Source organism: Geomonas sp. RF6, assembly GCF_021044625.1.
Classification (GTDB): domain Bacteria; phylum Desulfobacterota; class Desulfuromonadia; order Geobacterales; family Geobacteraceae; genus RF6.
Genome location: NZ_CP087999.1, coordinates 4,930,776 through 4,943,328, shown reverse-complemented (window position 1 = coordinate 4,943,328; position 12,553 = coordinate 4,930,776). Strand labels below are relative to the sequence as shown.

At 64.9% G+C, this 12,553-nt stretch carries 4 protein-coding genes and 3 tRNA genes; 6 read left to right on the top strand and 1 reads right to left on the bottom strand.

Translation table 11 applies throughout. From position 1 onward, the window contains the following. The first annotated feature begins 1 nt into the window (after position 1). The 3 genes from LPW11_RS20950 to LPW11_RS20940 all read left to right on the top strand — a co-directional run bounded on the left by LPW11_RS20950 (position 2) and on the right by LPW11_RS20940 (position 303). Positions 2–78, top strand: a tRNA-Arg gene (locus LPW11_RS20950). An 8-nt stretch (positions 79–86) separates the two neighbouring features. Then, positions 87–162, top strand: a tRNA-His gene (locus tag LPW11_RS20945). Positions 163–219: 57 nt separating this feature from the next. Beyond that, a tRNA-Leu gene (locus LPW11_RS20940) sits at positions 220–303 on the top strand. Positions 304–492: 189 nt separating this feature from the next. Here the strand turns inward: LPW11_RS20940 and LPW11_RS20935 are convergent. Continuing rightward, positions 493–711: a hypothetical protein gene (locus tag LPW11_RS20935; RefSeq protein WP_230995810.1), complete on the bottom strand. Its 219-nt coding sequence runs from the start codon at positions 709–711 to the stop codon at positions 493–495. Positions 712–1,169: 458 nt separating this feature from the next. Here LPW11_RS20935 and LPW11_RS20930 point away from each other — a divergent pair, with 458 nt between their 5' ends. From LPW11_RS20930 to LPW11_RS20920, 3 genes are all read left to right on the top strand, one after another. Then, positions 1,170–4,778 (top strand): hypothetical protein, encoded by a 3,609-nt coding sequence (locus LPW11_RS20930; protein WP_230995809.1) that lies wholly within the window; start codon positions 1,170–1,172, stop codon positions 4,776–4,778. Between the two features lie 11 nt (positions 4,779–4,789). Then, positions 4,790–6,109, top strand: coding sequence for an NHL repeat-containing protein (locus LPW11_RS20925; RefSeq protein WP_230995808.1), 1,320 nt, complete (start codon positions 4,790–4,792; stop codon positions 6,107–6,109). A 143-nt stretch (positions 6,110–6,252) separates the two neighbouring features. Then, positions 6,253–12,531 carry a CxxxxCH/CxxCH domain c-type cytochrome gene (locus tag LPW11_RS20920; protein ID WP_230995807.1) on the top strand — a complete coding sequence of 2,093 codons (6,279 nt, stop codon included), beginning with the start codon at positions 6,253–6,255 and terminating at the stop codon, positions 12,529–12,531. Positions 12,532–12,553 lie beyond the last annotated feature (22 nt).

Sequence of the window (12,553 nt, the reverse complement as noted above, 5' to 3'; positions counted from 1 at the left end):
TGCGCCTGTAGCTCAGCTGGATAGAGCAACGGCCTTCTAAGCCGTAGGTCAGAGGTTCGAACCCTCTCAGGCGTGCCAAAAATATGGTGGCTGTGGTGAAGTGGTAAACACAAACGACTGTGACTCGTTCATGCGAGGGTTCGAACCCCTCCAGCCACCCCAACTAAAACAAGACCCCGCCAAAAGCGGGGTTTATTGTTACCAAAGCAGGGCACTCGCGCGAGAGTGGCGGAATGGCAGACGCACCAGACTTAGGATCTGGCGGGGTAACTCGTAGGGGTTCAAGTCCCCTCTCTCGCACCAACGTATTTTTGAAAGGGCTTGGCCATCATTCGGCTGAGCCCTTTTTTCGTTTTCGGAGTTGACCAGTCGGACCAGTCGGACCAGTCGGACCAGTCGGACCAGTCGGACCTTCCATCTCCGCCAAAACGCGAAGACCCCGTCCGGGGGCGGGGTCTTCTGGTAAATCTTTATGTCCTTCACTCGGGCCTGCTATTCGTGCAGGCAGGCGTGTGGGCCGACTTTGTTGGTGATGTCCTGAGCCAGCTTTTTCAACGAGTCGCAGCTGTCGCAGCTGTCGAGATCGTTTTTGAATTCCGACGGAATGTTCCCGCTTGTGATGTAGACGTTCACGTCGTCTCCATGCTTGATGCGGAGGTCGCCGGAGTAGTCTACTTTCCAGCCGTCCTGGAAGTCGCACTTCATACTCATAGTTGTCCACCTCCTTTGAGATACCCCCATTATCGCACCTTCATGGTCAAACAATCAACTGAACACCCTACATGACCATTTCTTCTCCGAATCCGGCGGCGACCGGTGGCCCGCTCATTAAGGCGCCGTACTCCTTCTGCTCAAATCTAGAACAGCAGACTGTGGTCTAATAACCACACCTCTACCGTTATTTCACTGCCAAAAGCACCTCTTTTCTGTATACAGTCTCTACCTTCCTCCGGATTTAGCGCATCGGCATTAATAATTCACCGCCAGCGAAGGGGGAAATCCCCACCAGCATTAAGCTTCTCAAGTTGTTGCCTCTCATTAATTGAGAAGGCTTTATCATGTGGCGTGGATTTTGCATTTTAACGGCATTTAATTTTATTCTGCCGTTTAATGAGCCTTCACCTTTTGGTGTACTCACGGAGCGGCGTTTCGATAGGTGAGGGGGGTGCATGCTGGGGAAATTGTTTCAGACGGTACTTTTGCTGCTATGTCTGCCGGCCCTGGCTCACGCCTGGACTGTCACCGCGAAGATAGGGAGCGGCGCCGGGACCCTTGTCAGCGACACGAACAAGACGATCACCTCCGGTACCGGGTACATCACCGTACCTTCCACCACCGAATCCGTCACCATCACCGTGAAGCCAAGGGTGGGGTTCTACGTCTCCATGGTCGTGCTGGATGGGGTGAAGGTAACCAAGACCGGCAGCGGCGACTTGTCCTACACCATCGCGCGCGGCACCACCAACCACCTTTTCACCGCCTATTTCACCCCCACCGTCTACTTCGTTAACCTCACCTCCGCCAAGGGGGGGGTCCTCACAGCGCAGCGGGTTGCGCCGGTGCCAAGCACCGTGAGTCGCACCGGGCTCAGCGGCCTGAGCTATGGCGCAGAGGTGGAGATAGCGGCAACCCCGAACAGCGACTATCTCGTCACCGGCATCTACTCCGACGGCACTCGCGTCTATACCGGCTCAAGCTACACGGTGCAGAAACACCGCTTTACCGTCACCGGCAACAGTCGCTTCAGCGCCACCTACGAGCTTTTGAGGCAGGTCACTCCCCGTATTGCGGCGAGCCTCGTGCGCTGCGCGGTGAACCAAGCGATCGAGCTCAACTCCTCGAAAAGCTCGAGCAACGACGCCCCCATTTCCTACAGCTATTCCGTCGCCTCCGGCGATGCACGGAAGGTGACGCTGACGCCGGTGGGAGACGGCAGCCGGGCCACCTTTCAAGCGAGTGCCCCTGGGGAGTACACGGTGCGGGTGACCGCCACCACCAGCCACGGTGTCTCCGCCTCCGTCGTCAGCACCCCCATCACCGTCATCAACCCCGGAAACTTCAATTCCCAGCTGTGCACGGCCTGCCACGGCCCGCGCAACGCACAGATCACCAACAGCTATCTCGCCTCCGAGCACGCAAACGGCGCCATCGCGGTCACCTGCTCCGACTGCCACAACTACACAGGAACGGACCCGCACCCTCATGTCCGGGCCCCCATCGACGCCTGCAAGGGGTGCCATACCTCCTTTGCCACGAACGTCTTCGGGCACCAGTCAAAGGTCGGCACCAACACCTGCACCACCTGCCACGACCCCCACTCGGTCTTCCCGAGCCGCTTCAGCGGGCTCATGCCGCCGCACTTCAACACAGTCACCTCCGCCGGATACCCGGCAAGCTACGGCTCCTCGCGCGCCCACTGCAGCGACTGCCACAGCCCCACCAACGACGGCACCGCACTCGACGTGATCCGCCACGACTGGGCGGCGTCCGGTCACGGGGCGGTCTCTGACGCCGCCTGGTCACTCCTCGACTTCAAGACACTGGACGGCTGCGTGCGCTGCCACACGAGGACCGGCTTCCTCGCCTATTCCAGTGGAAAGGTGACCAGCGCCTGGGGAGTCGCCTCGGACAAGACGAAAGAGGTCCTCGCCTGCAACGGCTGCCACAGCGACATCGACACAGGGATGCTGCGCTCGGTCGCACCGACGGCGCCGTACGGCACTGACGCCGCGGCAAATCCGGACTTCGGCCCTTCCAACCTGTGCATCAGCTGTCACAGCGGTACGACGAGCGGCGGACGGATCAAGGCACTTCTATCGGAAGGGAACGATTTCGGCAATCTCCCCTTTGTGGACCCGCACTACTCGGCGGCCGGCGGGGTGCTCTGCGGCTCCGTCGGCTACCACTTCTCCGGCGCCCTGTACGCATCGTACTCCAGCCACACCCACCGCGTGGTGGGGACAGGTAACTATCGCGAGACCGGCCGCTCCGGCCCGTGCATCGCCTGCCACAAAAGCTCGAGCTACGGGCACAGCTTTGCGACCGGTGCGCTCCCTGTCTGCAGCGAGTGCCATGTCGGGCTCACCGATGCCTCCATCGCCGCTTCCCGTGCAAGTTTCCAGAATCTCCTCACGGTCCTGAAGGCGGAGCTCGCTGCCCGCGGCATAGGGTACCTCGAAACATGGCCCCACTTCAGCGTCACAAACTGGGGGGCGGGGCAGGCGGGGGCGGACCGCATGGGGGCCGCATTCAACTATGCTCTTCTGGTGAAGGAGCCGGGGGCTTTTGCCCACAACCCGAGCTACGCGAAGAAGCTCGTGGTCGACTCCATCGACATCCTCGACAACGGGGCTCTCGACGATTCCGTCGCCTCAGCGGCCCTTCCCGCTCTCAGGAACTCCGGCGCCATCACCGCCGACACGATGAAGCAGGCGGCTGCCTATCTCGCCACCTCCAGCTGCCTCTCCTGCCATGCCGGCACCGCAACGAGCTTTACCGGGGCGCGCGGGGTGGAGAAGGCGCCGCACTTTGCCAGCTATACCGGCTCTTATGCGGGCTCCCTGGCAAAGGGGGCGCGAAACGGCTGCGCCTCGTGCCATGTCCCGGGAAGCGGCGCCAACCGCGAGGCGCGCCTCGACTGGGCCGGCTCCGGCCACGGCGACGTGCAGGATGTCCCCTGGAAGGGGGACAACTTCGCCGCCCGCGGATCGGAGCGGGGAGAGGCGTGCGTGCGCTGCCACAGCACGACCGGCTATCTCAACTTCGTAAAGAATGGTGGGCTCAGCTCCTATGCCGACCCCGCCGATCCCACCCGCGAGGTGCTGCGCTGCAATGCCTGCCACAACCCCGACTACTCCCGCAGGGTGCTCCTCCCCTTCAGCTCATCCAGGGCGCACAGCGTGAAGATCGCCGCAGCATCGAGCGTCAGCGCGCCGGTAAAAAGCTCCGATCTCGGGATCTCCAACATCTGCGTCCCGTGCCACAGCGGCACGACGAGTGGCGAGCTGGTGAAAAGGGCCTTCGCCTTCACCGGGTTCAGCTCCGCAGGCCGCCTCATAAACCACTTCCTCGTCGGGGGGGGGATCCTCGACAACACCATCGGCTACGAGTACCAGGGGACCCCCGCCGGGACCGAGATCGATTACAACAAGCAAAATACCTGGCACGCCGGGATCGGGCTTCCCGAGTCGAAGGGGGTAACGGGGAGCGCCGGGCCGTGCGTCACCTGCCACATGCCGGCAGGGGAAGCTCACGGTTTCAGGGCGTTGACCCGCGACTCTTCCGGGGCGGTCGCCTCAGTCCCTGCGAAATCCGTTTGCGACAGGTGCCACCCCTCCTACCTCGGAGGTGGGCACAACATGGATCCGGAGACGATCCGCTCGGTGCAGGGGGATTTCGCCAGCGCACTGGAGGTGCTAAAGGCAGAGCTCGTCCTCAAGGGGTACGACCCGGATAAGGGTGTGCCGCGCAACTGGGGTGGCAGCGCGGAGGAGCGGGCCAACAACTTTGGTGCCTACTACAACTATCTGCTCCTGCGCGACAGCGACGCCGGCTCCTATGTGCACAACCCGACCTATTCGAAGAGACTGATCCAGTACTCCCTCGACTGGCTCGACGACCAGAGCTTCGACGACTCCGTGTACGCCGCCATGAGCGAGCTCCTGGGGGCGGGGCGCATCAGCCAGGCAGTCTACGACGGCGGCGGGCGCTATCTCGGGGTTGCACCCGGCGCCATGAGCGGAAGCTGCGTCCTTTGCCACAGGGACTACTACAACTAGAGGGGAGCCGCATGAAAAAGCATCTACTGCACCTTACGGTCAGCCTGACCCTCTGCGCCGCGTCCCTTTCCGCATACGGCGCTAACGCCCCGCAGGTGACGGTGGCGGGGGCTCTCGGGGCGCCTGTCGCAGCTCCGGGACGGATCTGCCTCGACGACGCGGGGGGGATCCACGTGGCGGACGTGCAGCAGCGCGGGGTCCTCTCCTTCGACGGGAGCGGCCGCTTTCTGAACAGGATCGAGGTGCCCGGCGTAGTGCGGGGGGTGGCGTGGAACGGGGGGCGGCTTCTGGTGAGCCATGACCGGCAGGTCAGCATGTACAACGCCGCAGGGACCGAGGTGGGCTCCCTCTCCGGCTACGACTTCCAGCTCCCGAGCGGGATCGCCAGCGACGCCGCCGGAAATATCTACGTCACCGACAGCAAGAGAAACCAGGTCGTCTCCTTTGCCCCGACAGGTGCGCTGCGCTACGCCTTCGGCGTTCCCGGAAGCCAGGGGGGCGCCTTCAATTTTCCCACCGGGATCGCCTTCAACCAGAGCTCCGGGGAGCTCGCCGTCGCCGACACGCTGAACCACCGGGTGCAGTTCTTTGACACCTCCGGCCGGTTCAGGCGTGGTATCGGCAGCCCGTCCGCCCCTCCGGGGCCCCTCTCCTTTACCTATCCGCAGGGGATTGCCTTCGACTACACGAGCGGCACCCGCCTCTACGTGGTGGATACCTTCCACAGCGAGGTGAAGGTCTACGACCTCTCCGGGACCCCGCGCTATCTGAGCACTATCGGCTCCTACGGGAGCGCGCTCGGTGAGCTCATGCAGCCGGGGGAGGCAGCCTTCGACGGACGCGGGCGTCGACTTCTGGTGGCGGACGCGGGAAGGGTGACGATCTTCGGGATTGACGGTGACGGCGCCCCGAGCGCGGGGACAGGCGGGGCGCTCCTCGATCCGGTCCCGGCAACGGTTTCCGGCCGCACCCTCCTTCTCTCCGGCAGCGTCCCCGCAGGGGGGCGCGTCTCCGTCTCGGTGGGGGTGGGAGCTGCGGGGGAGGGGGCCGTCAGCGACGGACGCTGGAGCGCCACCGCAACGCTTCTCCCCGGACAGAACCTCGTGCGGGTGAGTGCGCAGTGGAGCGGCGGGAGCGACTCTGCGACGGTCGCGGTCCTTTGCACCGCTGCGGCCGAGGGGAGGGACGGGAGCGCCACGGACGCCGGCGGTGCTGTCTCCGGCGGGAGCACCTCAGGCAGTTCGCAGCAGGGGACGGCTACCTGGAGCTACCCCGGCGGGGGGGACTGCCACCACACCAAAGGGGGCGGGCTGGTCTGCCGCGACAGGTAGGAACGAGGGATTGAAACGTCCCGGCAGAGCGGGAAAGACCGCGCCGGAGCCGGAGCTGCAAAGAATACCTACCATCGCCCTCCAGTTGTGGAGGGGGTACGTGATCGGGATGATATATGAGTGATAGATGTCGGAGGGGTTTCATGAGGAGCTTGGTCGGGATTACGGCAGCCGCAGCGGCGCTTCTGCTCGTCCTCTTTGCCGGGAGGGCGCATGCCGTGGCACCGCCGCACAACGAGAGCTGTCAGCAGTGCCATGTGTTCCACGACAAGCTCGGTGAGCAGCCAAACGCAAACCTCTGCCTCACCTGCCACAACTACTCCGGGGGGGCGAAAGCGCAGAGCCTTCCCTTTGCCGCAGGGGACGCCGCGACCCCGTATGGTTCCTCTCCCCACGGCTCCTCCCACAGCTGGTCCGGCTCCGACACCCGCCCCGAGGCTGGGGCCGAGCCCCCGCTGCGCGAGAAGCTGCGCTACCCGCGTCTTGCCGGAACGATGACCTGCTCCAAGTGCCACAACCTGCACGGGCCGAGGAGCTCCGCGGAGAACTCCGCCCCCTTTCTGAGGGACCTGAACGACAAGGACCAGATGTGCCTTGACTGCCACCGCTCCCGCAACGTAACCAGCCACCTCTCGGGCAGCCACCCCCTTTCGGGGAGCTACAGCGGCTCGGTTGCCCGCTTTGCCAACCACACCGCCCTCTTTTACAGCACCCCGCGCTCCGCAAACCCTGCCAACCCGAGCGGGAACGTAAAGCTCCTGGACGGTGCGCTCCTTTGCTCCTCCTGCCACCGCCCGCACTATGCAGATTCCGACAGCCGCTCCTTTGACAACGCAAGCTCCGCACTCCTGGGGAGGCTGCAGCCGTCCGGCGGGAACCTCCTGCGCACCGACTACCGGGGGAGGACTCCGGATGCCGTGAACATCTGCACGAGCTGCCACCGCGGCAAGATGGCCCACAACGGCGGCGGGCAGAACGTGCAGTGCACCGACTGCCACGGCGGGCATGTGGAGTACGACCCGCGCGCGACCGGGGGGGAGAAGGCCCCCAACGTCGATCTCGTGCGCCGCTACATGAACGTGTCGAGCTCCGTCGCACGGGTTTCCGGCGCCCGCGTCTTCTTCCAGTACACGGGGAGCTCCCGAAACTACAAGGACGCTTCCGGGACCGGGGTGTGCCAGGGGTGCCACGTCGTCCCCCCCGCCGGGTACAGCGCCGTGAAGGGGATCACCTATCCGATCGAGCACGACCTCTCCAGCGCCGCGGTCTGCGTGAACTGCCACGCGCACAACAACAGCAAGGGGTCGTTTTCCGGCTCCTGCTCCTCCTGCCACGGCTACCCGCCAGCTCCTGCAGCCGCCGGATACGCGACCCTCGATGAAAACCGCTCGCCGCACCTCATCCACGCAGGGGTTGGGGGGTACGGCTACGGCTGCGACGAGTGCCACAAAGGGTACAGCCACAACACCCACACCTATCAGGACGTCTTCCTCATGAAGGAGGCGACAAAGGCAGGGCTCGCGGCCTCCTACGACGGAGCCTCCAGAAGCTGCTCCCAGGTCTACTGCCACAGCAACGGCAACGGCGCGGCCGGCAACGTCGCGGCGCCGGTGTGGGGAGATACCCCCGGCTCGCTGGGAGCTGACTGCAGCGGCTGCCACGGCGGGAACAAGACGAGCTCCACCCCGATCAACACGAACGCCCACCGTGCCCATACAAACAGCGACTCCGTCCTCGGGGTGAGCTTCGGGTGCGTCGAGTGTCACGCAAACGTGGTGCTGAACGACCGCAGCATCAAAAACCGCCAGCTGCACGTGAACGGCTTCAAGGACTACTCGGGGGAGAAGGCAGGGCGGCACGACGAGGGGACGAAGCTTTGCGTGAACGTCTACTGTCACAGCAACGGCAAGATCGGCACCTCGGCCGGGAAGTACGAGAACCCGAAGGCATGGAACAGCGGGATCGCCACCGGCTGCAACTCCTGCCACGGGACGGGGAACGCGAAGGGGGCGCCGGACTACCTGAGCGGCCCCGCCGGCTCCGACACCGCGAACAGCCACCTGCGTCATTCGGTGACCAACACCACCTCCGGACAGGTGACGTGCAACAACTGTCACTCCTCCACGACGCTGAGCGGCTCCACCATCAGGGGGGACATCCTCCCGATGCGGCACATCAACAAAAACCCGGCGGACGTGACCTTCATCCCCTCCATGGCGAGCGGGCCGTACGACGCGGCGACGAAGACGTGCTCCACCGTGTACTGCCACAGTAACGGCTCACCTATGGACCGCCCGAACGTGTACCGCTCCGTCGTGTGGGGGGACCAGAGCCAGACCGCCTGCACCGCCTGCCACGACACCGGCGGGGCCGGATCCACCCTCTCGGGTCAGCACGCGCCGCACACGAGCGGCGCCTACTCCTACGGGTGCGAGAAGTGCCACAGCACGACGGTGAAGAGCTCCACCACCCTTAACAACGCGGGCCTGCACGTAAACCGGGTGAAGGACGTCGCCTTCAAGGACGGGGGGAGCTACGACGCCACGGGGAAGGGGTGCAACTCCTACTGCCACAGCGACGCCCTCGGCGGCAAGGGGCTCACCCCGGTGAAGTGGAGCGACAGCGGCACACCGATGGCGTGCTTCTCCTGCCACAAGGGACGCCTGGCCGACAACACCCAGGCAAACTGCGCCGCCACCGCAGGGACGTGGGACCAGAGGGGGTGGTGCGCCCCTTACCTGAACATCACCTCCAACGGCCACGCAAAGCTCGTGGGGCCGCAGTGGATCCGCAAATACGCCTGCTACTACTGCCACAGCGGGACGGTGGACGCAAATGGCAACGTCATCGACACGGTCCGCCACGCAAACGGCGCGAAAGACATCGTGGTGGACAGCCGCTGGGCTATCCCGGGACGTCCCGCCCCCTCCTACGACCGCGCCACGAAGACGTGCGACAACCTCTACTGCCACTCCGACGGTACCACCGATCCTGACCCGGTGAAGCTCCTCCCCTGGAACGAGCACGGCACCGAGTGCAACAGCTGCCACGGCCATCCAAGGGGTTCCTGCTCCGCGTCCGGGTGCCACGACGGGCGCACCGACAACATCGGGAAAGTGTGGGTGCTGCCCCCAAGCTACGGGAATATCTCCTCGTACCACTGGCCGCTCGGGCAGGAGTGGAAGGCGTCGACCCCGATGTTCCCGAGCGAGGGGCCGGGGACCGCGCGGGCGAACTCCCACATGCGCCACCTCCAGACGAACTTCACCTGCGACGAGTGCCACAAGGACACCATCCGCCAGGGGACCGACGGCTCCTCCTGCCTCGGCGCAGGATGTCACGTCTCCGGGCAGCCTCTCCCTACCGGAAGCATGAAGGAGGTCTCCCACCTGAAGGGTGAGTTCCACGTGAACTACAAGAAGGACGTCTCCTTCAAGCAGGGGGGATCGTACGATCCGGACAGGAAGACCTGCTCCAACACCGCCTGCCACACCGCCGGCCTCGACCCGCAGTGGGGGGGCTCGGTGAGCAGCCAGGTCGTGTGCCTCTCCTGCCACGGCACGACCTCTGCCGACAGCGACAGCTTCGGCGCGTTCGCCGGTCCCACCGGCACGCGCGCGAAGATAAATCTCACCGACTGGGTGGTGAACGGCCACGGCAGGCCGACGTCGTCCGGGCCGTACCCCATTTCCAATAACCCGGCGGCGAACTTCCCGGGGAATCCGTGCTGGTACTGCCACGACAACAACGTCGTGCACGGCGAGAGCGGCAACCCGTTCCGCCTGCGCCAGCACCCGCAGTTCTCCAACCGCTTCCAGAAGGAGTGCGTCTACTGCCACATGACCGGCTCCGACGAGGAGTGCCTCTCCTGCCACAACGGCGGCGAGACGCTGGCGAAGCAGCTCGCCGCAATCGACGCCGATGCAACCGCAGTCTGGCCAGACGGGACTCCCGCCGCGCGCCCCGACCACCGCGGCATGACAGACGGCAGGACCTCCTGCATCACCTCGCAGTGCCACTTCGTGGACCGGGCGAACCCGAAGAACGACCTGAAGATCCACAACCAGAAGGCGGGGCTTTGGGACGCGGGGCAGCTCGCGGACGTGAAGAACCAGTACATGATGATGGGGGTGTGCCTGAAGTGCCACGACGACGACACAGGCGGGCAGTGCACGAGTTGCCACGCCACGCCGTCTGACAACAAGTTCAAGTACGCGCTCGGCTTCGACCCCGGCACCGGCTTCGTGAAGCCTGCAAAGGCGAAGGCATCGTCGGTTCACTTCGGCTACAAGCACTACGCCGGGTACAAGATGAACGGCGTATGGAAGGGTGGGAAGTTCTGCTGGGACTGCCACGACCCGCACGGCGACTCCAACAACGTGAACGGCTCCACGGTGCGCAACATCTACATGATGCAGAGCCAGGTAGCGACCTCCACCGACGGCTGGTTCGGGCTTCCGTACACCCGCAGCCAGGTCATCTTCACCGACAAGCGCAGCGGCCTCGACTACGCAAAGACGGCGTCGCCGTACAACGGGATCTGCAACGTCTGCCACTCGCAGAACTCGAAACACTACCGCTCCGACGGCGGGGACGGGCACAACGCAAGCCGCTCCTGCACCGAGTGCCACGAGCACCGCTTCACCTCCAGCCACGCCGACAACGAGGCGTGCACGACCTGCCACAAGAACAAGCCGGTGCCGCGCCACTCCGCCTTCGGGCAGCCGAGGGAGTGCACCAAGTGCCACGCGGGCACAGTCGGGAACCGCGTGGACATCATGGGGCAGATGGGGGGCACCTCGCACCACATCCAGGGGGTCAACATCACCAGCAAGCAGTGCTACGCCTGCCACTGGGAGGCGACCCCCGAGGGGCTCATCGACAACCGCTATCACCAGGGGTTCAACACGCTGGACAACTCCTCGGTCCCCGATGCGCCGGTGGAGCTCGTGGTGTGGGGGGCGAGGACGAGGCCGACGTCCTTCAAGCTGTACTCCACAGCGGTGACGTATCTGGCGAAGAACATCTCTTACGGGATCCTCACCACGGAGCGCAAGGAGGTGGCGAAGCTCACGCCGCACTGCCTCTCCTGCCACAGCGACCAGAACAACGACACCCAGCCGTTTGGCGACTGCAAGACGCCGCGCCAGTACGCCTGGGACAAGCAGAGTATCGCCGCCCGCTATGACCAGACCGGCACCACCAAGTGGGGCAAGTACGGCACCAACGGCAAGAGTGGCGTCACGAAGGCGCTCTCGGCCCATGGCAACGCGACCGGCAACCAGGGTGGCTACGACGCCGCGAACGGCACCGACGCCGCCATCCCCAACACCCGCGGCGGCGCCTACAACGTCACCTGCTACGACTGCCACAACTCCCACGGCTCGCGTGTGGTGGGAACGACATCCAGCTACGCCACCTTCAACGGCACGAAAAACGGCGGCAACCTGAAGGAGACCCAGGCAGGGAAGGGCGGCTACTCCATGAGCTACTCCGCCCAGGCGAACACCGACCCCACCTCGGTGAACCCGTACGCGGCGGGAGCCGGACAGTGCTTCGACTGCCACATGACCACGAAGGCAGGGGCTACACCGTGGGGGTACCAGGGGACGTACGGCGCGAGCCTCGCCATCCGCGGGTACATGGACACCATGCGGTTCGGCCAGGGGGGGAACGGCAACTTCAGCCGCTACCCCTACAAGACAATGCCGACCGCAGGGGGGCACCTCAGGGCGTCGTCGTTCCTGAACCACACCACCGCGCTGGAAAACCGTGTCGACGGTCTGTGCACACCGTGCCACGACCCGCACGGCGTCTCCCCCACCCTGGGGGCGAAGCAGCAGTACGGGGTGCCGCTCCTTAAAGGGACGTGGCTCACCTCGCCGTACAAGGAGGACGCCGCCCCCGCAGGTTCCCCGACCGGGGCGCGCGGCCTGCCGGGGGGCGCCCAGCCGACCCCGAACGTGTACACCGACGACGCCACTTTCGGCTACGGCGGGAAGGTCAGCGAGGACGAGAGCTCCTTTGCCGGGCTGTGCGTCAGGTGCCACAACAAGGAGTACTTAACCGACGGCAAGGACCACACTTGGGCCGGAAAGAACAGGATCCACGAGTCGGTGAAGGGGTGGAAGACCGCCAACGCGAACCAGAAGCACAACTACACCTGCTCGAAGTGCCACGCCCCGCACGAGGCAGGGATGAAGCGCCTCATGGTCACCAACTGCCTCAACTACACCCACCGCGGCAGGGTCGCCTCCGGCGGCGAGGCCGGGTACGGGTCGGGGAGCGGCTATTACGAAGGGTCCGGAGGGCCCGGCGGGGGGAGCGGTTCCTTCCCGCTCGGGAACGGCTCGGCCGGGGTGAACTGCCATCCGGGCGCCGCGTGGCCGGACAACAGCTGGAACAGGGTGACCCCATGGTAACGCGGATGGCAGAGGGTCGCAG